Genomic DNA, 21,487 nt, shown 5'->3' on the forward strand with positions numbered 1-21,487 from the left:
GTCTGCTGTGGAAGATCCGCCCCCAAAAATGCACAAAGTCACCTTGTCAAATACGGTGATGTCCGCGAAACGTGCCCCGCAGAAACTCCGTAAAAACAAGGTTCCTCACCCAAACTGGAGACGGCTTCCAGCGCAACCACCTAGCTTATACAACAGCGCGCGCATTGTAAAGCCTTGCCGCCCGACGCTCAACACCACCCCCCGTGGTGCTCCAGTCACTGTCCGCGAGCCCCGCCCGCCGTCGTGGGCGGGTTACTCGCCTGCGGGGAACTCTACCACCGGGCGCGGACTATTCCGCAACTTCCCCGTCCTCGCGCTCGGCGCGCCGCGCGGAGCGGAACGCCAGAATGAGCCACACCAGCCCGCCGACTGCGAGGATCGCGCCAAGAACGATCACGCCGATGGTCACCGCCCGCGACTGCTCCTGGGAGAACACGGCGTTGAGCTGCCCAGCCATCGCGTCGACGCGCTCCGGCGCCATGCGGGCGTCGTAGGAGACGCCGTCTTCCAGCCGCTGCCCTTCGGCATCCGCGTAGTAGTTGTCCACCTTCTCGTCCATCCCGACAACGAAGCCCGAGATCTGGTCGACGCTGATCCGCCGCGACGCGGAGTGGTGCAGGAAGGCCCGCACGGGGTCCTCCCCCTCCTCGGCGATGACCTTGGTGTTGCGCAGGTCCGCGTACGCCTCGGCGAGGTTCGTCGGGGCGACGGTCTGCTCAAACACGTAGACGGTGCGCCCGGCGATCTCCTCCTCGCCGACGTACTCCGCGGGGGCAACATCGCGCAGCGCGGGGTCGAACACGTCGTAGCTGTGCTGGCCCACGTCGGCGGGGAATTTCAGCCAGTGCCCCGCGCCCTCGACCTCGGTCGAGGGCAGCCCCATGATCGAGCGCAACGACATCGGCCCTTCCGGCTCCCCGGAGAGCCGGTTCATGGTGTAGGACCACGTCTCGGCGGTCACTAGGTTCTCAAAGTCAGACTCCTCGTCCCCGGCCCGCAGCGTGTCGCCGACGCGGACGCCGACGCTCTCCTCGTCCGCCGGCCCCTGAAGTTCGAGGTGCAACTGCCGGGTGACGGGCACCGTCTCCTCGCCATAGCGTCCCTGCGGGTCCTCCATCGTCCACGTCGTCTCTTCGAGGTCGAGGGGCAAGCGCCCGTCGCCAAGGAGAAAGCGGGGCGCGACGCCCGCGCCGACCATGAGGGCAACGCCCAGACCGACGAGGAGAATCGGGATAATACGGAGCCTAAAGAGCATGAATCCCGATTGTATCGGACTGAGAGCACCAACCCTAGGTGTACTTCCCCGTGGCGTTGTGAACGCGTTGTGCGGGGGTGAGGCCGTCGATGACGGTGTGGGCTCGATGGTCGTTGTAGTCGTGGAGAAACTCCGCGTGCGTCTGCTGCCGGGCCTTTTCGCTGGCGTATGGGCGGATGTGGGCCCATTCCTGCATAAGTGTGCGGTTGAATCGTTCTACTTTGCCGTTGGTCTGCGGCCGGTACGCCTTGGTGTCAACATGCTTAACCGCACCCAGGGCAGCGTTGAACGCCTTGGAACGGTAGCAGGCGCCGCTGCCGGCCATCACCCGGGTCACGTCGACGTCGTGGGCGGAAAAGAACGCGCAGGCACGCCGCATAAACCCGGCGGCGGTGTCTTTCTTCTCGCCGGCCAAGGTCTCCGGGTACACCATCGGCGAATAGTTATCCACGGCGTGATGCAGGTAGGAATACCCGCGTCCGGCGATCCTGCGCGAAGCCTCGCCCGCGCCGCTGACCACACTGAAGAGATGCCGCTGACGTTTCTTGGTTGGCTCGAGACCTTTGTTCCTTTCGTCGCCGGTACTACCTCCGTCTTGCTCATGCTCGGCTGGCGTGGCATCGCGAGGCTCGCCGTGTCGAGGCGCCGCTAGACCCAGCTGAGCTCGTTGAACTCCTCCAGCGTCCGGGCGTCGTCGTTGCGCACCGGCAGCCCGCGGTCTGTGCTGACGTAGCGCACCCCGCCCGGGCCCAGGAAATGAAAGTCCCCACCGTCGCGCAAAATCGTGATGTGGTTGTCGCTGACGAGGCTGTGGCACGCCGAACACAACGGCAGCAAGTTGTCCAGATCCGTCGGCCCGCCGTCCGCCCAGTCGTGGACGTGGTGCATTTCCATAAAGCGCGTGTGACTGCACCCGGGCATCGCGCACTGGTGACGCCACATGAGCATCAGCGCGTTGACCTGGGCGTCGGAGGCAAGCCGAAACGAGCGCCCACTGTTGAGCACCAGCCCTTTATCGTCGACCCTGTTGAGCCGGTAGGAGGCGTTGGCGAGGAAGTTTTTCACCGCCTCCGAGGGCGCACCAGGGTTGTAGGGCAGGTAGGCCTTTCCGTCGGTGGTCATAACGACATTGACGTGCGCCCCCGGTGCGCGCAACGGGTTACGCGGCCGCGACAACGTCATGTTGACCATACCCATAAACGCGCTAACCAGCACTTCCCCGATGGGCAGGCCGAAACCGGAGCAGCCGCGTGTTTTCTTATCCTGGCGGTCCATTTCAGCGTCGATACGCTCCGGATCCACTGTCCCGTCGTTGCCTGCTAAGGATGTCCAGTCCACGTCGTGCCAGGCGAGTTCCCCGACCTTCATCGCCGCCATCACACGCGCGCCTTCCGCCGCGTTGAAGTCCGCCCACAGCTTTATACGCCCATCCGGCGCGGCTTTTAGACGCACGTAGGACGTCCTCGTCGCTTTCTTTGCTGGCTGGCGGAATTGCAGCAGCGCGATCTCCAACTCGTGAAACGTCATGGTGCAGGCCAGCTCCACCAGCTCAGCCTCGTTGTCCTTTGTGAGCAGCGGCAGTATCAATCTGACCTTGGAGTAGTTTGTTCGCCCCTCCAAGAATGCTTGTGCCATCACCTCGAAGCGCAGCATTGCGCGGGCAACCCTGACGTACTCGTGGGCGGTGGAGTTCGGCACCGCGATGCTCCTAACAAGCCATAATGCGGTCGTTTGTGCGCCGAACTGGGGGGCGAGCCCGAGGACGTCGAAAAGTGCTATGGCGTAGAGTATCTGCGCCTTGCGGCGCGAGAATACGCCGAACCCTTTTTCGATGGTGTGCGCGATATGCAAGGGTGCGCTGTCCCTGCTGACGGTGGTTGGTGGTGTGTCCATTGCTCCCCCAAGCGTGTCGATCATGTGTTTGATTGACAGTATAACAACGCTTCGGACATGTGGGTTGAGCTGGCTAAAGGCAGCTTTTCGACGTTTGCATAGCGCGCGTGTTTGAATGCAACGGATTATGCAATGCGTACCGATCAGCCCCCGACCGTCGAGCGCCGCAACTATGCAACGCATACCCCCGGCCGCATGCGGACGGGCCCGAAACTATGCCATGCATACGGATCAGCGCCCGAGCGTCGAGCGCACCGACTATGCAATGCATACGGATCAATGCCCAACCGTCGAGCGCCGCAACTATGCAACGCATACCGATCAGCCCCCAGCCGTCGAGCGCCGCAACTATGCAATGCATACCGATCGGCGCCCGAGCGTCGAGCGCCGCAACTATGCAATGCATACGCCCCGGCGCCGAAGCGGAGGGGCCTGAAACTATGCAATGCATTCATCTCGGCCCCGAAGCGGACGGGCCCGCGCCTATGCAATGCAGACCGATCAACCCCCCGACCAACGAGCGCCGCGCCTATGCAACGCATACACCCCAGCCCCGAAGCGGACGGGCTCAAAACTATGCAATGCATACGGAACAACCTCCAACCGCCAAGCGCCCCGACTATGCAATGCATACATCCCGGCCCCTGTTCGCGACGGTCGAAAAGTAGCCCACCCGAAAAGAATGGATGGGTGATTTCATTGGAGCAATGGGCACAGATCCGGTAGCGCGCCAGCACCCGACCGACCATGGACCGCGGAATCCCCAGGTGGTAGCTAATACGGTGCGGGACCCCACTGGCGGGTAAACCGCAGTGTGATGATGCGGCGCTGGGTGCGCACCGGCAGCTGGTGCACACACGTGCGTTGGTCGGCTGGAGCGGTCAGTGAGCACTTCCCCCGGCGGGCCCGGCTCACCCACCTGTCGACGGTGGCCGAGCAGACCTAGAAATATTTAGCGACTCGGCTCGGTGTTCATCCGTGGGTGAAGACCAGCTCAACCATCCCTACTCAGCCGGCCGGGGTCAAAGGCGCGTGACGGTGTGGCATGGAAGCCTTCGTTGTGGATGTTCGAGTCGGTACCTACAGCTTCCCCCATCCGCTTACAACCTCCCAGGGACGTACCCCTAGCGCAGGATATCCCGGCCCAGCTTCAGCGCGGTCGCCATCGCTTCCGCCCACTGCGGTCGAGGCACGACGTTATCCATGAGCGTGATCAGGCGGGTCTGGGTGACGTTACGCTGCTCGGTGTACTTGGTCAGGCCGCCGTCACCGTGGCGGCGGCCCACGCCCGACTTCTTCCAGCCGCCCATCGGGGCGTCGATAGCCGACCAGGCGGGGGCGTAGCCCTCGTTGATATTGACGGTGCCCGTCTCCAAGCGCTCGGCTATGCGACGCCCCGTCGCTCCGCTCGCCCACACGGAGGCGTTGAGGCCGTAGTCGGTGTCGTTGGCGCGCTCGATGGCCTCCTCGTCCGAGTCGACGACCTCGATGTAAACCACCGGGCCGAAGACTTCCTCGCGGTAGAGCTCCGCGTCGGCCGGGACGTCGGTGAGCACCGTCGGCGCGAAGAAGGTCTCGCCGAGCTCCGGCAGGCGCCGCCCGCCGGTGAGCACCGTCGCCCCCTTGTCCACGGCGTCGTTGACCAGGCGCTCGACCTCGTCCGCGTGCTCCACCGAGATGAGGCTGCCCATGTCGATGTCCCAGTCGTGGCCCGCGCCGACACGCAGACTCTGGACCTTGGACACGAACGCCGGGATGAACTCCTCGGCCACGTCGCGGTGCACGTACATCCGCTCAATGGAGATGCATAGCTGGCCGGTGTTGCCGAAGCAGGCGATCCACGCGCCGTCCACGGTGCGCTTGACATCCGCGTCGTGCGCCACGATCATCGCGTTCTTGCCGCCGAGCTCCATCGAGTAGTCAATCAACCGCGCCGCCGCCTGCTGCGCCAGCTTCTCCCCCGTCGCCGTGGAGCCGGTGAACATGAGGTAGTCGCACTCCTCAACGATGGCCTGGCCCACCTCGGAGCCACGGCCCGGCACCACCTGGAACACATCGCGCGGCAGGCCCGCGCGCTCCAGCAGCTCGACACCGGCCAGGGCGGACAGCGGAGTCTGCGAGTCCGGCTTGAGCACGACCGCGTTGCCCGCAAAAATCGCGGCGAGCGCGTCGCACACCGACAGCGACAGCGGGTAGTTAAACGGGGCGATCACGCCCACCACGCCCTTCGGGGCGCGCTGCTCCCACGTGCTGGTCAGAACCGGCACGACGGGCTTACGCCGGCGCGGCTTCAGCAGCTTGGCTCCTTTGTAGGCGTAGTGGCGCGACGTCAGTGCGACGTCGAGAAGCTCCTCGAGCGCGGACAGGCGGCTCTTGCCGTTTTCGTCCTGGATGGTGTCCATGAGGCGCTCGCGGTTATCCAGCACCAGGTTGTGGAAGCGCAGGAAAATTTTCCGGCGCTCGCGGAAACTCGTCTGCGCCCACCGCTTCTGCGCCACGCGGGCGCGCGCGAAGGCCTCCTTCGTCTCGCCTTTCGTGTGCTCGGGGACGGTGGCGATAACCTCGCCGGTTGCGGGGTTGACAATGTCGGTCGTCGCTTCTTCGCGGAGCGCGTGCGTCACGGGGTGTCCTCTCTCGGTGATTCATCAGCCGGTTCATCGGCCGCGAAAACTTTTGGCCCCGATCCTATACCTGTGGCGGCACCTACATCTAGAGTTCACTTCATGGCTCAATCACAGAAGGACGCAAAGGCGCTGTTCATCTCCGGCGGCGCCACCGGAATCGGCAAAGAGACCGCGAAGAAGATGCTCGCACGCGGGTGGGTCGTGGGATGCTACGACATCGTCGACGTCGCATGGGGCGCGGAAGCGGCGGACCTGCCCGGGACCTTGATCACCGGGCACCTCGACGTCCGCTCCTGGGAGGACTGGCAGGCGGCACTGACCGACTTCACCGCCCACACCGGCGGCCGGCTCCACGCCTTCTTCAACAACGCCGGCGTCATCGTCGACGGCCCCTTGCGCGAGCAAGACCCCGAAAAGATCCAGTGGCTCGTGGACATCAACGTCGTCGGCGCGACGTACGGGGCAAAAGCGTGCCACCCTTACCTCAAGCGCACGCGGGGCGCGGTCATGATCTCTATGTGCTCGGCGTCCGCGTTTTTCGGACAGCCCGACGTGTCTACTTACTCAGCGTCCAAGTTCTACGTCAAGGGGCTCACCGAGGCGCTCGCCATCGAGTGGGCGAAGGACAAGATCCGCGTCCACGACCTCATGCCGCTGTGGGCGAAGTCGGCAATCTCTGAGGTCAACGCCCGCTCCATCAGCACGCTCGGGGTGCGCATGATGCCGGAGGACATCGCCGACAAAGCCGCCAAGGTGTTCACCACCTCCAACCCGTACAGCAAGAAGAAGATGCACCACACCGTCAGCGGCCCCGATACGGTGCTCAAGATCCTCTCGGACTTCGGGCCGGACATCGCGAAGCGCTACGTGAACAAGTTCCTCGTGGGGTAGCGCCGGGAGGGGGCGTCGATAAGCGAAAGCTCCCCACACCGAGCGGTGCGGGGAGCTGAGCGCGAAAGAGGGGGCGCGATTACTTGAGGGTAACCTGCGCGCCAGCCTCCTCGAGCTTGGTCTTGGCGGCCTCGGCGTCGTCCTTGTTGGCGCCCTCGAGGATCGCCTTCGGAGCGCTCTCGACCATCTCCTTGGCGTCCTTCAGGCCGAGACCCGGAACGAGCTCGCGGACAACCTTGATCACGCCGATCTTCTTGTCGCCGGCGGACTCGAGGACGACGTCGAACTCGTCCTTCTCCTCCTCAGCGGCAGCCTCGCCGCCGGCCGGGGCGCCAGCAGCTGCAACAGCAACCGGAGCGGCAGCGGTGACGTCGAAGACCTCCTCGAACTCCTTCAGGAACTCGGAAAGCTCGATAAGGGTCATTTCCTTGAACTGCTCAATGAGCTCGTCCTTAGACAGCTTAGCCATGGTGGCTTCCTTTCTTTCGCGGGCCCGATCCGGGCCCATGGGTGTGGGGTGTTACGTTGTTCGCGCGTTACGCAGCGTCGCCCTGCTTGTCCTGCAACGCAGCGACAAGGCGGGCGGTCTTGGATGCTGGAGCCTGGAACAGGCCAGCAGCCTTTGCCAAGGAGCCCTGGAAGGCGCCGGCGATCTTCGCAAGGGTGGTCTCGCGGTTATCCATCTCGGCGATGGCGTCAACCTGGGAGGCATCCAGGACGCTGCCGTCCATGTAGCCGCCCTTGATCACGAACGCGTCGTGGTCCTTGTTGAACTTCTTCATCACCTTCGCGGCGTCGACGGCCTCGCCCTTGATGAAGGCGACGGCGGTCGGGCCGGTCAGGAGATCGTCGAGACCCTCAATGCCGTTCTCGTTCGCGGCGATCTTGACGAGGGTGTTCTTGGCGACGTGGTATTCGACATCGAAGCCCAGCTCACCGCGCAGCTCCTGCAGCTGACCGACGGTCAGGCCGCGGTACTCGGTGAGAACGATGGAGCTCGCGTCCTTGAACTTGCCCTTGAGGGCTTCAAGCTCCGCAGTGTTCTTCGGGTTAGCCATTACGCACGCCTCCTTCCAATCCAATCCAATAACGTCATGTCCTTCAATCCGCCGGGGCACGTGCTCGAGAACGCTCTACAACGCCTAGAAAGCACAGATGCCCCGTGCAGAAAGCACGAGGCACCACAATGAAGGGTGAGCCACGTTCCTCCTGCGTAGGCCGGTCCCTGGAGTGGGACGCCTTCGGCCCTGCGTGCAGGGCGACCGACGGTCTTCGGTGAAACTTGAGCTCGGGAGTCAACCCGTTCAAACTTCGTGAGAGAGTCTAGCGCCCCTCCGCGCCACGACCAAATCGCGGCGCGGCCTGCACACGCCAGGGAACGCACAGCGGCGCCCCCGGCTCCGAGGAACCGGGGGCGCCGTCGCGTCAGATCGGAGGCCTACGCCTTGGTGGCGTAGCCCTTCTGCACGCTCGGGTCGACCGGGACGCCCGGGCCCTGCGTCGCAGAGACGGAGATCTTCTTCAGGTAGATGCCCTTAGCCGAGGACGGCTTGAGGCGCAGGACTTCGTCGAGAAGCGCGCCGTAGTTCTCGGCGAGCTGCTCGGCGGTGAAGGAGGCCTTGCCGATGAGGGCGTGCAGGTTCGCGGCCTTGTCCACGCGGAAGGCGATCTTGCCGCCCTTGACTTCCTCGATCGCCTTAGCCACGTCCGGGGTGACCGTGCCGGTCTTCGGGTTCGGCATGAGGCCACGCGGGCCGAGGACGCGGGCGACGCGGCCCACCTTGGCCATCTGGTCCGGCGTCGCGATCGCGACGTCGAAGTCGAGCTGGCCGTTGTTGATCTGCTCGATGAGCACGTCGGTGCCCACGATGTCGGCGCCGGCCTCCTCGGCCACGGTCGCCTTCTCGCCCTCGGCGAAGACGGCGACGCGGACGGTCTTGCCGGTGCCGTTGGGCAGGGAGACTGTGCCGCGGACCAGCTGGTCGGCCTTGCGCGGGTCGACAGACAGGCGCATTGCCACGTCGATGGTCGCGTCGTACTTGTCGGAGGAGGTCTCCTTCGCCAGCGCGACGGCGTCGAGCGGGTGGTAGAGGGTGTTGCGGTCGACCTTGGCCGCCATCTCCTCGTAGCGCTTGGACTTCTTAGCCATGTTGGGTTCCTTTCCTGTTTTTAAGTCAAACAGCGGGAGTTGTGGTGCGGGCCTGGCCGGCCCTGCCACAGGGGGTGGTATTACTTGGTGACGTCGATGCCCATGGAGCGGGCGGTGCCGGCGATGATCGCGGCGCCAGCCTCGATGTCGCGGGCGTTGAGGTCAGCCTTCTTGGTCTCGGCGATCTCCTTGCACTGCTCCCAGGTGACGGTGCCGACCTTCTGGGTGTGCGGGACGCCGGAGCCCTTCTGCAGGCCAGCCGCCTTGAGCAGCAGCTTCGCGGCCGGCGGGGACTTCAGGATGAAGTCGAAGGAGCGGTCTTCGTAGACGGTGATCTCGACCGGGATGATGTTGCCGCGCATCGACTCGGTGGCGGCGTTGTAGGCCTTGGTGAACTCGACGATGTTCACGCCGTGCGCACCCAGGGCCGGGCCGACCGGCGGGGCCGGGTTTGCCATGCCGGCCTCGATCTGCAGCTTGATCAGGCCGGTGACCTTCTTCTTTGCCATCGGATTACCTCAATTCCTTGGTACGGCCCGCGGCCACGATGTCCTGCCGGGGCTGCCGGATGCCCTGCCGCGCGTGGGCGCGGCGCAGGCCACCGGGGATGAATGGATTACAAACAGTGCGCCCGCTCGCGGGCACACGCGTTTGTCCACTCTAGGGCGTACGCAGGAAAAGAAGCAAACCAGATCCCGCTAGATGATGCGCTCGATCTGGTCGGCGGTGAGCTCGACCGGCGTCTCGCGCCCGAAGATGGACACGAGCGCCTGGATCTTGCCGGTCGCCGGGTCGATCTCGGAGATGGTCGCCGACACCGTAGCCAGCGCACCGGAGAGGATGGTGACGGCCTCGCCGACCTTGTAGTCGTGCGCGGGTGCCGGCGCGGCCTCCTCCTCCGGCATCGCGACGACGGTCTCGCCCTCGGCGTTCGCTGCGCTGGGCTGCCCCTCGGCCGCGGGCTCCTTGGGCATGAGGAACTTTGCGACGTCGCGGTGCTTGACCGGGGTGGCGTTGCCCTCGTTGCCCACGAAGGACGTCACGCCGGGGGTCTCGCGGACGACGGACCACGCGGCGTCGTTCATATCCATGCGCACGAGGACGTAGCCCGGCAGGAGCTTGCGCTTGACGAGCTTGCGCTTGCCGTCCTTGAGCTCTATGGCCTGCTCGATAGGAACGACGACGTCGTAGATGGAGTCCTCCACCTCGAGCGTCTGGATGCGCATGTCGAGGTTCGTCTTCACCTTGTTTTCGTAACCAGAGTAGGACTGGATGATGTACCACTGCCCCGGCAGCTTCTTCAGCTCGCGGGTGTATTCGCGCAGACGGCGGCGGTACTCGCTGTCCTGGCTGTCGGCGGCGTCCCCGCCGAGGGCCTGCTCCGCTTCCGCGACGGTCATGTCGCCAGTACCGTCGGTGGCTTCTTCCGCGGGCACCTCAGCCGGGGTTTCGACGGGGCCCCCCTCGGAGACCATCTCCTCCTCGGCCTCCTGCTCGCCGTCCTCGCTCGCGTCGTCCGCGTGTGTACCGGCCGACCCTTCGGGGGCTTCCGATTCGTCAGAGTCTTCAGAGTCCTCCGACTCGTCGGAGTCCTCGGCCTGCTCGGCTTCCTTGGCCTCCGGGTCGGTCTCCGGCTGGACGGGCGCACCCTCGCCGACCATTTCGGTTTCGTTGTTCTCGACCTTGGTGGTGTCTTCAGCCATTGCTACTCCTCCGTGTGTTCCTGAATCTGGCCCCAGCCTACAGAGACGTCCGGGGCACTGGGACAAAAAGTATCCCGCCCTCCCCAGTGTCGGGGCGGCGGGATGAACGAACGGTGAACGAGTATAGCTAACGGACGAAAGCTTGCTCAACTACCCAGCTGGCGGCCCAGTCCACGGACCACACGAGGGCGGTGAGGACGATCAGGAAGGCGAACACGATCAGCGTGTAGTTGACCATCTGCTTCCCGGTCGGCCAGATGACCTTGCGCATCTCGCCGACGACCTCGGCGGGGAACGTAACCACGCCCCCACCGGGCGAGTCATCCCCCTCGGGCTCGCGCCGCTCGGGGCGCTTGTCGTCGTAAGACGAGGAGGAGACGGGAGAGGCGCCATGAAGCTGGCGCTTGCCGGTCGGACGCGCCGCGTTCTGTGCGTTGGGGTCTGTCACAGCTCTCCTCGTTACTCAACGTTGTGGCAGGGGCGACAGGACTCGAACCTGCAACCTACGGTTTTGGAGACCGTTGCGCTACCAATTGCGCCACGCCCCTTGGGCACTGCCCTCAGACAGTACGCTAACCCTAGCACGAGCGCCGAGGCGCCCATCGTGGGTGAGTAGCGATGGAGAGAATTGAACTCTCGACACAGCGATTATGAGTCGCTTGCTCTACCACTGAGCTACACCGCCCTGCGTTCGCCGCCGGGGCGACAAACAACAGAGCCCCCTATCAGAATCGAACTGATGACCTTTTCCTTACCATGGAAACGCTCTGCCGACTGAGCTAAGGGGGCACAGCCTCTATGTTGTGGGTCTCACTGTCGTGCAACCCGCTCCGTTGAAGCCTCGTAGAGATTAACCCACGCGCGTGACTCTTTACAAATCGGCAGTTCAGGCGGTGTTTTAGCCACGTTAGCGCGCGGACACACCGCGCACCCGCGCAACGAAAAACCCGCCACCGTCATGGTGGCGGGTTGTGCGCTGTGCCAGGTAGAAGATTCGAACTTCTGAAGGCAATGCCGGCGGATTTACAGTCCGCTCCCTTTGGCCGCTCGGGCAACCTGGCGGGCACTCAAGGTGCGCTCCATACTCTACAACACACCGGGCGCTGCGCAACAAATCGCCAGCGCAGCGGCCTTTATTAGCCGACGCGCTCGACGGTGTAGCGGCACAGCTGGCGCAGCGCCTGGTTCGCGGGGATGTCCGGCAGGGCGTCGAGGTGCCAGGTGGCAAGGGAGAGGTACCTGTGGACGTCGTTAAGCGCATGCTCCCTGCCCTTCGTGCGTGCGATGAGCTCGAGAGCGCGGGCGACGTCTTCGTCCCGCTCCAACGGCCCCGTGAGCAGGCCGCGCAGCTCTTCCGCCGCCGGGGAGTCCTCGCGCAGCGCGTAGAGCACGGGCAGCGTGAACACGCCCTCGCGCAGGTCCGTGCCGGGAACTTTGCCGGACTCGGCGGTGGTGGAGAAGATGTCGATGATGTCGTCGACGATCTGGAAGACCATGCCGATCGCCCCGCCGATGGCCTCGCAGTGGCGCACCACGGCGTCCTCGGCGCCGCTCAATCGGGCCCCGAGGTAGCCGGAGGAGGCGATGAGCACCCCCGTTTTTTCCTCGATGACCTTCAGGTAGTGCTCGACGGGGTCCGCGCCGCGCGGCCCCACCGTCTCGCGCATCTGGCCTGTGACCAGTTGCGCGAAGGTGTCGGCGAAGTGACGGACCGTTTCGGTGTCGATCTCGCTCATGATGCGCGAGGCGTGGGCGAAGAGGATGTCGCCGGCGAGGATGGCCACGGTGTTGCCCCAGCGGTGGTTGGCGGAGTCGACGCCGCGGCGCTTGTCGGCCTCGTCCATCACGTCGTCGTGGTACAGGGTGGCTAGGTGCACCATCTCGGCAATCACCGCGCCCTTGACCACCTTGGGGGCGCCCGGGTTCGCGCCGAACTCGCTGCACAGCAGCGCGACGAGGGGGCGGAAGCGCTTCCCGCCGGCCTTCACAAGGTGGGTGACCTTGTCCGTGATGAATTCCTCGCCCACGGAGAGGCGCTCGCGCAGCTCCGCCTCAACGCTTCCCATCCCCTCCGCGATACGGCGGTTCAACTCGGCGTCGCCGAGATCCATGGGGAGCTCGCTGGAGGCGGACGGTGGGGTGCCGTTGGTCATCGATGATGTCCTTGCAGGTTGAGTGTCCTTCCCGAGGCGATCACGCATCGCCGAGGGCGAATGATTTTCGGACTTTACCGTAGCCCACCAGCGTACGCTTGCGCACTAGCGGGTGGCCCTTGCCGCCGCGGCCGTGTACCACACACCGTGTGCCACAATGGGTCACCGTGAACAGCAGCTGGGATGTCGTTGTGGTGGGCGCCGGCCCCTCAGGCTCGGCAGCGGCGCTTGCCGCGCAGAGGAAGGGCCTTGAGACGCTGCTTATCGACGCCCAACCAGCGCACCGCGACAAAACCTGCGGCGACGGCCTCACCCCGCGCGCGGTCAACGCGCTGCGCCACCTCGGCCTCGACCACGTGCTGCCCTCCTACCGCAACCGGGGCCTGAAGCTGCACGGCTACGGCGGCTCCGTCACCGCCCCCTGGCCCGACGGCGCATTCGGCGCGGAGGGCACCGCGATGGCGCGCGCCCAGCTCGACGAGGCGCTGTGCCAGGAGGCCGCGAACGCCGGGGCGACGGTGTGGCGCGTATGCCCGGCCACTTTGGCCACGCTCGGTCCCCGGGGTATTCGCACCATCACCACCCCGCGCGGCGACATCGCCGCCCGGTGGGTCATCGTCGCCGACGGGGTGCGCTCCACCTTTGGCAAGCTGCTCGGCCGGACCTGGCACCGCGGCGAGGTCTACGGCATCGCCGCCCGCTCCTACTGCGCCACCCCCCACGCCGGGGAGCCGTGGATGCACTCGCACGTGGAGCTTCGCGACGCCTCCGGCACCCTCCAACCCGGCTACGGGTGGATCTTCCCCCTCGGCGCCGCCGAGGGGGCCGTCAACCTGGGCTGCGGGGCGCTGTCCACCGACGCGCGCCCGGCGCGGGTGAACACGAAGAAGCTGCTGCGCCAGTACGCCGCCCAGCAGCGCGCCCGGTGGGAGCTTGGCCCCGAGCGCGCCGTCACCAGCGCCCTGCTGCCCATGGGCGGGGCGGTGACCAACGTCGCGGGGCCGAACTGGGCGCTCATCGGCGACGCCGCCGCCTGCGTCAACCCGCTCAACGGCGAGGGCATCGACTACGGCCTCGAAACCGCCGTCGCGGCCGTGGAGCTCATCGCCGCCGGCGGCGACCTCACGCTGGCGTGGCCGGATGCGCTGCGGCAGCGCTACGGTGAGGCCTTCGCCCTGGCACGGACGGCGGCGCGGCTGCTCACCTACCCGCAGTTCCTTCCGGTGGCGGGGCCGCTGGCGCTGCGGGGGCCCGTGGGCGCGCTGCTCATGCCCGCCGCCGCCCGGTTGATGGGCAACCTCATCACCGACGACGACCGCGACCTTCTCGCGCGGGCGTGGAGGGCCGCCTCGCGGCACGCCCCCGCCGGCGCACCGCTGTGGGACGCGGCGTAACGAGGGGCTGCCAACGACGGCTACGCCGCTTTGACGGCGCTGTGCAGCGCGACGACGCCCAGCGTGAGGTCCTGCCAGCCCGCGTCGGCCCAGCCGTTGCGGTTGAGCGCGGCGGCGAGCTCCTCCTGCTCGGGCCAGGCCCGGATGGATTCCGCGAGGTACTCGTAGGCATCCGGGTTGGAGGAGAAGACGCGGGCGAGCAGCGGCAGGGCGCGAGGCAGGTATTCCTTGTACACGGTGCGAAAGATCGGGACGACCGGGGTGGAGAACTCGTTGACGAGGAGCCGGCCGCCCGGTGCGGTCACGCGGGCCATCTCGCGCAGCCCCGCCTCGAAGTCGTGGACGTTGCGCAGGCCGTAGGAGATGGTGACCGCGTCGAAGGACGCGTCGGCGAAGGGCAGGTGCATGGCGTCGCCGACGACCTTGGGCACGTCGCGCTGCGCGCCGGCGGCGAGCATGCCCTGGGAGAAGTCGCAGGCCACCACCCACGCGCCGGACTTCGCCAGCTCGACGGTGGACACGGCCGTGCCGGCGGCGAGATCGAGCACCCTCTCCCCCGGCTTCAGGTGGAGGCGCTGCCGGGCGCGGCGGCGCCAGTGTTTATCGAGGCCGAAAGACAGCACGGTGTTGGTGATGTCGTACCGGCTGCCCACCGCGTCAAACATGCGCGCCACGTCGAAGGGCTTTTTCTCCAGGTCTGCCTTGGCCATGGGGGCTGATTGTACAACCCCGCGCCGCCCTCCTACTCGGGGCTGGAGTCGGCGGAGCGGCGGCGCCGGAACGGCAGGGCGAAGCGGCGCCCGAACAGCGTCACCGCGGGCCGGTTGTAGCCGCGGATGGCGTCCTCGTAGTAGCCGAGGAGCTGCTCGCACAGCGCGTGCCAGGTTTTGTCGGCCACGGACGCGCGGGCGTTGAGGCGCAGCTCGGCATGGCGGGCTTCGTCGAGGAGGTAGGTTGTGGCGCTGTGAAGATCCTGCGTGAAGGTGTCCACGTTGAGGAGCATGCCGTTGTAGCCCTCGGTGATGAGGTCGATGGGCCCGCCGGCGCGCGGGCCGATCGTGGGCACGCCGCTGGCCTGGGCCTCCTGGATGGCCTGGCAGAAAGTTTCGAACTCGCCGGTGTGGACGAAAAGGTCGAGGCTGGCGTAGGCGCGGGCCAACCGCTCCCCCGTGAGCGCCCCGGTGAACACGGCTGACGGCAAGGTTCGCTCGAGGCAGGGGCGCTCCGGGCCGTCGCCGACGATGACGAGCTGGATATCGGGGTCGTGGACAAGCGGGGCGAGCCGGTGCACGCCCTTCTCGGCGGCGAGGCGGCCGACGAAGCCGACGATCTGCTTCGTGCCCGTCGGGTCCCACTCGCGGCGCAGGGCGTCCGAGCGCTTCTCGGGCCTGAACAGCTCGGTGTCCACCCCCCTGCCCCAGTGGTGGACGTTTTTGATGCCATGCTTTTCCAGCTCCCGGATCGCCTCCGAGCTCGGCGCGAGCGTGAGCTCGCAGCGATTGTGGATGCTGCGGGTCCACTCCCACGCCATGTTGGACAGCAGCGACAGCTGGTATTGGGTGGCAAAGCCAGCGACGTCGGTCTGGTAGAGCGCCACGGCGGGAATGCTCATCTGCGCGGCCGCAAGGGAGCCCGCCCCACCCAGCACAAACGGGCTGGCCAAGTGCACCACGTCCGGCTCGAAGTGGTGCAGCGCGTTGTTGATGACGGTGGTGGGCACGCCGATCGGCAGGGAGTCGACGAGCGGGATCATGACCGTGGGCACGCGGATGACCTCGAAGCCGAGGTAGTCCGGGATCTCATCCTGGAAGTCTCGGGCGCCGGGGGCGATGACGATCGCCTCGTGCCCTTGCGCGTGCAGGTGCTCCAGCACGCGCAATACCGAGTTGGTCACCCCGTTGACATTCGGAAGGAACGACTCCGCAACGATAGCAACGCGCATGTCCTGCAACCTCTCATACTTGCGCTACGCGGGCGTGTATTAGGGAAGAAATCTGGGTGAATTATGCGGCGGGACTCGGGCGCCGCCGCGCCCCGACAGCCCACCACGCCGCCCCCGCGATGAGCGTCGACACCGCCGCGACCGACAGCGCGGGCACGATCGACAGCGTCCACGCGCGCCCCTCCACCTTCACCAGGTCGGGCCGCGACGTCGAGTAGGTCACCCACACGCGCTGGCCTTCCCCCAGGCCCGTCGGGTAGAGCAGCCCGTAGCGCGGCGAGTGGTAGCGGCCCTCCTCGTCCTGGTACTCGGCGGAGGTACGCAGCCAGTTCACTCCCGTCACCGTGGCCAGGCCGCGGCCGGGGTCGCGCGCGATGAGGACGTCGTTGATCGCCGGGCCGATGACCATCGCCACCGAGCCCAGCAGCGCGCACGCGTACAGCGCGAGGACGAGCTGCAGCAGGCGGCGGCGCACGTTCACCGGCGCAGCCTCTCCGCCAGCGCCCGCCGGGTGGCCCGGGTCGTGGGGGCCTCGATGACGGTGAGCGGCTCGGCTTCCTCGTCCATCAGCGCCTCCAGCAGCTCGGGGATCGTCTCCGCGCGCCGATACCCCGCACCATAGGCGCACGCAAGCTTCTCGACGTCCACCCCATGCGCCGTGCCAAACGCCCGCTCGAAGTCCCGCCTCACGCTGGCGTCGCCGACCTCGAGCGTTTCGAAGATTCCGCCGCCGTCGTCGTTGGCCACCACGATGGTGAGGTTGCCCGGGCGCGGCTCATCGGGGCCGATGAGCAGCCCGTTGACGTCGTGGAGGAAGGTCAGATCCCCCACGAGCGCCACCGTGCGCGGGGCGCGAATGTCGGCCGGGTGCAGCGCCTGGGTCGCCAGGGCGATGCCGACCGCCTGAGAGAGCGTCCCGTCGATGCCGGCGGCGCCGCGGGCACTGAACGTGCTCACCCCGTCGAAGGGCAGGCCGACGTAGCTGGCGTCGCGCACCGGGTTCGAGGACCCGAGCACCAGCGTGTCGCCCACCGCCAGGGTGTCGGCGACCGCCGCAGCGACGTGGAGGCCGGTGAAGCCGTAGTGTTCGTCCGCCAGCGCGTCGCGCACCGTCTGCGCCCCGACCTCGCCGGCCGCCTCGCAGATTTTCAACCACGTGTCGCTCGGCTGGCCGCTCACGCGGGCCCGGCTGCCGCGGCGGGCGGGCTGGCCCGTGAAGGTCTCGGTGCGGCTGATCCCGATGACCTCGATGTCCGGGTCGGCGAGCAGCGCCATGACGTCGCGGTGCAGCGTCGGGTGGCCCACCACGACGACCTGCTCGGGCTTGGTGGAGGCGGCGAAGTCTCCGCCCTCGTGGCTGATGGCCACCTCGGACTGCGCGAAGAACCGCGCCGCCAGCGGGTGCACCTGGTGGAAGGGCGTGGGCGCGGTGGGCTCGGCGATGGTGGGCACGTGCTCGAGGCCGGGCACCTCCCAGGCCTCGTCGCCGGCGATGACGAGGGTGTCGCGGTCTAGGTCGATGTCCACCGCCCCGTGGTCCACCCACGTCGGCGGGGTGGCCAGGCGCCCCGGCCCGACGCGGCGCGGCTCGCCCGCGCGCTCCGGCAGGGCGTCGGGCACGAGCGGGGTGTCCAACGCGACGTTGACGTGCACCTGGTCTTCCGTGAAGTCGAGCCGGGTGGCGTCGTCAAGCGTGGTGACCTGCTGGGTGCGCGCGTAGCGGCCGAAGATGCCCTGCTGCCAGATGGTCTGGCTGGCGCCGGTGCCGAGCAGGCGCTCCGGGCGATCCGCGCTGACCACCGCGAGCGGAGTGTGGGACATGTGCGCCTCCACCACCGCGGGCAGGGTGTTAGCCACGGCCGTGCCCGAGGTCATCACCACCGCCACGTGGCGGCGCTGCACCCGCGCCAGGCCCAGGGCAGTGAAGGCGGCGGAGCGTTCGTCGATACGCACGTGCACGCGCAGATCCCCCCGCGCGAGCAGCGCGTACGCCAGCGGCGAGTTGCGCGAACCGGGGCAGAGGACGACGTCAGTGACGTGCTCGGCCAGCTGTGCGACGACCGTCGCGGCCACATCCATGCTGTCTGGCATCTACTGCCCCCTGAGTACTCGGTCGGCCTCGTTCAGGAGGTCGTCGATAATGCTGCCGCCGCCCTGGCCGTCGGGCTCGACGGGTTCCACCGGCTCCCCTGGTTCAGCGGGCGGTGCGGGCTCCTCCGGCGCGTTGGTGGAACGATCCGGCAGAAGAGAAAACCCTCGCGTCGTGGTCGTGGTGGTGGTCTCCGTCTGGGTCTGCGTCACCGTCACGGGCGGCTGGTTCGCCTCCTCGGCGGCGCCGCGCCACAGGAACATGAACACCAGCGCCGCGAGGGTGGCCAGCACCGCGACGACGCCGAGGGCGATCGCCGCCGCATTCGAGCCGGACCCGGACGCGGGAGCAGCGCTCGAACCAGCCTGGGGCGGGGGCCCGTACGAGGCCTCGCCCGCGTACGCGTATTCCTGTTCGTTCGGGTCCGGGAAGTACTGTCTGGGCCGCTCCGACTGCGGCGGCTGGTGCGACGCCTGCGGCTCCCGCCGGAACTGGCGGGTTTCGTCGTCGTTGGAGTTCGTCGGGGGGTCATAGGGACAGGGTAGCGCGCGGAGGGCGGACCCCCGTCACGCCGTGTCTTCGGAGAAAGGGCGCCTGCGCTCTCCGGCCGATCTTGGGCCCGTACCGGCGTGACGGGTCATTCGCCGGTTCCGCCACTGTTGCCGACCCATTTTCCTCGGCCATCCGAGCTACAACACCAACCCGAACACCGGGACCGCGATGAAGTAGGTGGCCAGGGTGATCAGCACCAGGCCGATGAGGTTGAGCCAGATGCCGCCCTTGAGCATCTCACCCATTGTGACGTAGCCCGAGGAGTAGGCGATGGCGTTCGGCGGGGTGGCCACCGGCAGCATGAACGCGCAGGTGGCGGCGAGAGCAACCGGAATCGTGAGCAGCAACACGTTCATGTCCGTCGCCTCCGTCAGGCCAATGCCCACGGCGACGCCGCCCATGATGGGCAGGAAGGTCGCGGCGGTCGCCGTGTTGGAGGTCAGCTCGGTGAGGAACAGAACGATCGCTGCGACAGCGGCGACAAGCAGGAAGATCGGAAGCGTACCCAGCCCCTTGGTCGCCTCGCCGATCCACAGCGACAGCCCCGTCGAGGTGAACATGGAGGACAACGAGAGGCCGCCGCCGAAGAGGAGAAGCACGTCCCAGGGCAGCTTGTTGGCCGTTTCCCAGTCGAGGATGCGGGTGCCGTCCTTCTTCGCCGGAACGATGAACATGAGCAGGCCGGCGATGATGCCCACGACGGCGTCGTCGTAGGGGAAGTCCCACCCTAGGTAGTCGAGGCCCAAGGGGATGATAATCCAGCTCAACGCCGCGGCGACAAAAATCACGCCGACCGCAACCTGCGGGAAGGTCCAGGGGCCGAGCTGGCGGATCTCGTCGCTGATGAGCTCGCGCCCGCCGGGGATCTCGTCCACCTCCGGAGCGAAGACAGTAATAAGGACGAACCAGGCGATGAACAGGAACACCACCGCGACGGGCAGCCCCACGAGCATCCACTGACCGAAGCCGATGGTGATGTCGTGCGCCTCTTGCATGTAGCCGGCGAGCAGCGCGTTTGGCGGGGTGCCGATGAGCGTGCCCAGCGATCCGATCGAGGCAGAGTAGGCGATGGCGAGCATCAGCGCCGTGGCGAACTTCTTCTGGTTCTTCATCCCGCCGACCGAGTCGGCGGTAAGGGTGAGCACCGACACGCCGATGGGCAGCATGACCACGGCCGTGGCGGTGTTGGAGACCCACATGGACATAAACCCTGTGGCCAGCATGAACCCGAGGATGATTCGTTTGGGGCTGGTGCCTACAACCCCGACCACCGCGAGGGCGAGGCGGCGGTGGAGGTTCCAGCGCTGCAAGCCCAAGGCCATGAGGAAGCCACCCATGAACAGGAAGATCGTCGAGGAGGCGTAGGGGCTGGCCACCGCTTTAAACTCAGCCACCCCGGCGAGCGGGAAAATCGCGATGGGCACGAGCGCGGTGGCAGCCAGGGGGATCGCCTCCGTCATCCACCACACGGCCATGAGTACCGTCACCGCGGCGACGACGCGCATCGCCCCGGAAGAATAGGTGGCCTCGGGGTCCGCGCCCGAGGAGTTCGCGACGGTCTCGGCTGCCCCTCCGGGGAAGATGAGGTACACGAGCGCGGCCAGAACGATGCCTGCTATGAGGCCGATGGCTTGGCGGCGCCACTCGCCGGGCGTGGGGGCGGGCGCGGTTTCACCCGGCGCCTGGTGAGTGGATTGTTGGGTCACGGGAGTGGACACGGCTGATCCTCCTACGTCACGGGAACCTTATTGCGTTATGTTTGCACATTAAAAGGCAATTCGCCCCCAAAAGAAAAATTTTCGCCCTTCACAAATTGCGGCTTAGCGCGCGTTGGCCCCAATGTGGGGGTAGCACTCCCGCACCCGATCGAACCACCAGTCGCGGCGTTCGCCCGGGGCGCGCAGCCCGCGGAGCCGTTCCGGGTCGGGGGTGGTGCGGGTGATCTCGATTTTCCCGCCGACGATCGCCCGCGGCTCCGCCACGTCCTCGACGAAGAGACGCTGCGTGGCCAGGCCCGCGGCCCGCGAGCCGGTCAGCTTTGCCGCGACCAGCCCCGCATCCATGCCCACGGCGGTGTCGAGGGCGCTGGCCACCGTCAGCGACAGCCCCAGCTCCTCCCCGACCGCGACCAGCCTGCGCACGCCCCCCAAAGGAGCAGGCTTGACGACGCCCACATCCGCCGCCCCCGCCTCCACCACGCGGTACGGGTCAGCGGCGCGCCGGATCGACTCGTCCGCCGCGATCGGAGTAGCAACCCGCCGCCTCACCTCCGCGAGCTCCTCGACCGTCGCGCAGGGCTGTTCGATGTACTCCAACTCCCCCAGCGCGGCGGCGGCGTGCACCGCCTCGTCGACGGACCAGCCACGGTTCGCGTCCACACGCAGAGCCGCGTCCGGGCGCGCGCGGCGCACGGCGGTGACGCGGGCGATGTCGTCGTCAAGCGACTGGCCCTTCTCCGCCACCTTGATCTTGAAGGTGCCCACCCCCGGGTAGCGTTCGAGCACCTCGGGGACCCGGGAGGCAGGCACCGCGGGCACCGTGCCGTTGACCTCGACCCAGCCGTGCGCCTCGGGCAGGCCGGTGAACGCGGCCTCGATCCCGGCGGCGAGCCAGCTGGCCGACTCCCCCGGGCCGTACTCCACAAACGGCGAGAACTCCCCCCAGCCGGCGGGGCCCTCGATGAGCAGGGCCTCGCGGGTGGTCACACCGCGGAAAGCAACGGCCATGGGCAGGGCGACCACGTGGGCGCGCTCAAGGATGCTGTCGAGGGTCGGGATCATGGGGCCCAGGGTAGTTCCGGCCCCGTTCGGGCAAAGCCGACGTGGAGGAAGAGACGCTTCCG

The 21,487-nt window shown here is 67.0% G+C and carries 20 protein-coding genes, 4 tRNA genes and 2 pseudogenes; 3 read left to right on the forward strand and 23 right to left on the reverse strand.

Going from position 1 to position 21,487, the window contains the following annotated elements; translation table 11 throughout:
• Window positions 1-289: 289 nt before the first annotated feature.
• Together BLT81_RS08960 and BLT81_RS12690 are read right to left on the reverse strand one after the other, a co-directional pair.
• Window positions 290-1,255 carry a PorA family protein gene (locus tag BLT81_RS08960; RefSeq protein WP_019193913.1) on the reverse strand — a complete coding sequence of 322 codons (966 nt, stop codon included), beginning with the start codon at window positions 1,253-1,255 and terminating at the stop codon, window positions 290-292.
• Between the two features lie 34 nt (window positions 1,256-1,289).
• Window positions 1,290-1,733: pseudogene (locus BLT81_RS12690) on the reverse strand (integrase core domain-containing protein); the annotation flags it as partial.
• Between BLT81_RS12690 and BLT81_RS12695 the strand changes: the two are divergent.
• Entirely contained in the window at window positions 1,713-1,907 is a 195-nt protein-coding gene (locus tag BLT81_RS12695; protein ID WP_155860814.1) for a hypothetical protein, read from the forward strand. The pseudogene BLT81_RS12690 and the gene BLT81_RS12695 overlap by 21 nt on opposite strands.
• On the opposite strand, the gene BLT81_RS08970 is transcribed toward BLT81_RS12695, so the two are convergent.
• From BLT81_RS08970 to BLT81_RS08975, 3 genes and pseudogenes are all read right to left on the reverse strand, one after another.
• Window positions 1,904-3,172, reverse strand: coding sequence for an HNH endonuclease signature motif containing protein (locus tag BLT81_RS08970; protein WP_231908935.1), 1,269 nt, complete (start codon window positions 3,170-3,172; stop codon window positions 1,904-1,906). The genes BLT81_RS12695 and BLT81_RS08970 overlap by 4 nt on opposite strands.
• Window positions 3,173-3,864: 692 nt before the next feature.
• Window positions 3,865-4,087 (reverse strand): annotated as a pseudogene (locus BLT81_RS13410) (IS481 family transposase); the annotation flags it as partial.
• Window positions 4,088-4,272: 185 nt separating this feature from the next.
• Window positions 4,273-5,769, reverse strand: coding sequence for a succinic semialdehyde dehydrogenase (locus BLT81_RS08975; RefSeq protein WP_019193910.1), 1,497 nt, complete (start codon window positions 5,767-5,769; stop codon window positions 4,273-4,275).
• Between the two features lie 102 nt (window positions 5,770-5,871).
• On the opposite strand from BLT81_RS08975, the gene BLT81_RS08980 reads away from it, so the two are divergent.
• A complete protein-coding gene (locus tag BLT81_RS08980; protein WP_019193909.1) occupies window positions 5,872-6,663 on the forward strand; it encodes an SDR family oxidoreductase in 792 nt (263 codons plus the stop codon).
• 79 nt (window positions 6,664-6,742) lie between these two features.
• Here the strand turns inward: BLT81_RS08980 and rplL are convergent, their stop codons facing one another.
• The 11 genes from rplL to BLT81_RS09035 all read right to left on the reverse strand — a co-directional run bounded on the left by rplL (window position 6,743) and on the right by BLT81_RS09035 (window position 12,668).
• Window positions 6,743-7,132 carry a 50S ribosomal protein L7/L12 gene (gene rplL, locus BLT81_RS08985; RefSeq protein ID WP_019193908.1) on the reverse strand — a complete coding sequence of 130 codons (390 nt, stop codon included), beginning with the start codon at window positions 7,130-7,132 and terminating at the stop codon, window positions 6,743-6,745.
• Window positions 7,133-7,199: 67 nt separating this feature from the next.
• Window positions 7,200-7,721: a 50S ribosomal protein L10 gene (gene rplJ / locus BLT81_RS08990; RefSeq protein WP_019193907.1), complete on the reverse strand. Its 522-nt coding sequence runs from the start codon at window positions 7,719-7,721 to the stop codon at window positions 7,200-7,202.
• 380 nt (window positions 7,722-8,101) lie between these two features.
• Window positions 8,102-8,812 carry a 50S ribosomal protein L1 gene (gene rplA, locus BLT81_RS08995; protein WP_019193906.1) on the reverse strand — a complete coding sequence of 237 codons (711 nt, stop codon included), beginning with the start codon at window positions 8,810-8,812 and terminating at the stop codon, window positions 8,102-8,104.
• An 80-nt stretch (window positions 8,813-8,892) separates the two neighbouring features.
• Window positions 8,893-9,321, reverse strand: a complete 429-nt coding sequence (gene rplK, locus BLT81_RS09000; RefSeq protein WP_019193905.1) for a 50S ribosomal protein L11 — start codon at window positions 9,319-9,321, stop codon at window positions 8,893-8,895.
• Window positions 9,322-9,510: 189 nt separating this feature from the next.
• Complete coding sequence (gene nusG, locus BLT81_RS09005) at window positions 9,511-10,515, reverse strand: transcription termination/antitermination protein NusG (protein WP_019193904.1); 1,005 nt, start codon at window positions 10,513-10,515, stop codon at window positions 9,511-9,513.
• Between the two features lie 127 nt (window positions 10,516-10,642).
• Window positions 10,643-10,963, reverse strand: coding sequence for a preprotein translocase subunit SecE (gene secE / locus BLT81_RS09010; protein ID WP_019193903.1), 321 nt, complete (start codon window positions 10,961-10,963; stop codon window positions 10,643-10,645).
• A gap of 24 nt (window positions 10,964-10,987) precedes the next feature.
• A tRNA-Trp gene (locus BLT81_RS09015) sits at window positions 10,988-11,063 on the reverse strand.
• Window positions 11,064-11,128: 65 nt separating this feature from the next.
• Window positions 11,129-11,200 (reverse strand) — tRNA-Met (locus BLT81_RS09020).
• 31 nt (window positions 11,201-11,231) lie between these two features.
• Window positions 11,232-11,304: transfer RNA gene (locus BLT81_RS09025), tRNA-Thr, on the reverse strand.
• 190 nt (window positions 11,305-11,494) lie between these two features.
• Window positions 11,495-11,576 (reverse strand) — tRNA-Tyr (locus BLT81_RS09030).
• A gap of 75 nt (window positions 11,577-11,651) precedes the next feature.
• The gene (locus tag BLT81_RS09035; RefSeq protein ID WP_019193902.1) at window positions 11,652-12,668 is read right to left on the reverse strand and encodes a polyprenyl synthetase family protein; all 1,017 of its coding nucleotides are present in this window, start codon (window positions 12,666-12,668) and stop codon (window positions 11,652-11,654) included.
• A 167-nt stretch (window positions 12,669-12,835) separates the two neighbouring features.
• On the opposite strand from BLT81_RS09035, the gene BLT81_RS09040 reads away from it, so the two are divergent.
• The gene (locus BLT81_RS09040; RefSeq protein ID WP_155860813.1) at window positions 12,836-14,062 is read left to right on the forward strand and encodes a geranylgeranyl reductase family protein; all 1,227 of its coding nucleotides are present in this window, start codon (window positions 12,836-12,838) and stop codon (window positions 14,060-14,062) included.
• A 20-nt stretch (window positions 14,063-14,082) separates the two neighbouring features.
• Here BLT81_RS09040 and BLT81_RS09045 read toward each other — a convergent pair whose 3' ends face one another.
• From BLT81_RS09045 to BLT81_RS09080, 7 genes are all read right to left on the reverse strand, one after another.
• The gene (locus BLT81_RS09045) at window positions 14,083-14,772 is read right to left on the reverse strand and encodes a demethylmenaquinone methyltransferase (protein WP_019193900.1); all 690 of its coding nucleotides are present in this window, start codon (window positions 14,770-14,772) and stop codon (window positions 14,083-14,085) included.
• Between the two features lie 32 nt (window positions 14,773-14,804).
• On the reverse strand, window positions 14,805-16,004 hold the full coding sequence (locus BLT81_RS09050) for a glycosyltransferase family 4 protein (protein WP_019193899.1): 1,200 nt from the start codon (window positions 16,002-16,004) through the stop codon (window positions 14,805-14,807).
• Between the two features lie 61 nt (window positions 16,005-16,065).
• Window positions 16,066-16,485, reverse strand: coding sequence for a DUF3592 domain-containing protein (locus BLT81_RS09055; protein WP_019193898.1), 420 nt, complete (start codon window positions 16,483-16,485; stop codon window positions 16,066-16,068).
• Window positions 16,482-18,095, reverse strand: a complete 1,614-nt coding sequence (gene menD / locus BLT81_RS09060) for a 2-succinyl-5-enolpyruvyl-6-hydroxy-3-cyclohexene-1-carboxylic-acid synthase (RefSeq protein ID WP_019193897.1) — start codon at window positions 18,093-18,095, stop codon at window positions 16,482-16,484. Before menD ends, BLT81_RS09055 begins: the two co-directional genes overlap by 4 nt.
• Complete coding sequence (locus BLT81_RS09065) at window positions 18,096-18,386, reverse strand: hypothetical protein (protein ID WP_083337263.1); 291 nt, start codon at window positions 18,384-18,386, stop codon at window positions 18,096-18,098.
• Between the two features lie 396 nt (window positions 18,387-18,782).
• Window positions 18,783-20,363 carry an SLC13 family permease gene (locus tag BLT81_RS09075; protein ID WP_019193895.1) on the reverse strand — a complete coding sequence of 527 codons (1,581 nt, stop codon included), beginning with the start codon at window positions 20,361-20,363 and terminating at the stop codon, window positions 18,783-18,785.
• A 102-nt stretch (window positions 20,364-20,465) separates the two neighbouring features.
• On the reverse strand, window positions 20,466-21,425 hold the full coding sequence (locus BLT81_RS09080) for an o-succinylbenzoate synthase (RefSeq protein ID WP_019193894.1): 960 nt from the start codon (window positions 21,423-21,425) through the stop codon (window positions 20,466-20,468).
• Between the last annotated feature and the right edge of the window lie 62 nt (window positions 21,426-21,487).

The sequence above is a fragment of the Corynebacterium timonense genome, assembly GCF_900105305.1.
Classification (GTDB): Bacteria; Actinomycetota; Actinomycetes; order Mycobacteriales; family Mycobacteriaceae; genus Corynebacterium; species Corynebacterium timonense.

Bases quoted from the DNA above. Each gene is read 5' to 3' on its own strand.
- BLT81_RS08960 (WP_019193913.1), bottom strand. From the start codon at position 1,255: ATGCTCTTTAGGCTCCGTATTATCCCGATTCTCCTCGTCGGTCTGGGC.
- BLT81_RS12695 (WP_155860814.1), top strand. From the start codon at position 1,713: ATGCAGGTAGGAATACCCGCGTCCGGCGATCCTGCGCGAAGCCTCGCC.
- BLT81_RS08970 (WP_231908935.1), bottom strand. From the start codon at position 3,172: ATGATCGACACGCTTGGGGGAGCAATGGACACACCACCAACCACCGTC.
- BLT81_RS08980 (WP_019193909.1), top strand. From the start codon at position 5,872: ATGGCTCAATCACAGAAGGACGCAAAGGCGCTGTTCATCTCCGGCGGC.
- rplL (WP_019193908.1), bottom strand. From the start codon at position 7,132: ATGGCTAAGCTGTCTAAGGACGAGCTCATTGAGCAGTTCAAGGAAATG.
- rplJ (WP_019193907.1), bottom strand. From the start codon at position 7,721: ATGGCTAACCCGAAGAACACTGCGGAGCTTGAAGCCCTCAAGGGCAAG.
- rplA (WP_019193906.1), bottom strand. From the start codon at position 8,812: ATGGCTAAGAAGTCCAAGCGCTACGAGGAGATGGCGGCCAAGGTCGAC.
- rplK (WP_019193905.1), bottom strand. From the start codon at position 9,321: ATGGCAAAGAAGAAGGTCACCGGCCTGATCAAGCTGCAGATCGAGGCC.
- nusG (WP_019193904.1), bottom strand. From the start codon at position 10,515: ATGGCTGAAGACACCACCAAGGTCGAGAACAACGAAACCGAAATGGTC.
- BLT81_RS09035 (WP_019193902.1), bottom strand. From the start codon at position 12,668: ATGACCAACGGCACCCCACCGTCCGCCTCCAGCGAGCTCCCCATGGAT.
- BLT81_RS09045 (WP_019193900.1), bottom strand. From the start codon at position 14,772: ATGGCCAAGGCAGACCTGGAGAAAAAGCCCTTCGACGTGGCGCGCATG.
- BLT81_RS09050 (WP_019193899.1), bottom strand. From the start codon at position 16,004: ATGCGCGTTGCTATCGTTGCGGAGTCGTTCCTTCCGAATGTCAACGGG.
- menD (WP_019193897.1), bottom strand. From the start codon at position 18,095: ATGCCAGACAGCATGGATGTGGCCGCGACGGTCGTCGCACAGCTGGCC.
- BLT81_RS09080 (WP_019193894.1), bottom strand. From the start codon at position 21,425: ATGATCCCGACCCTCGACAGCATCCTTGAGCGCGCCCACGTGGTCGCC.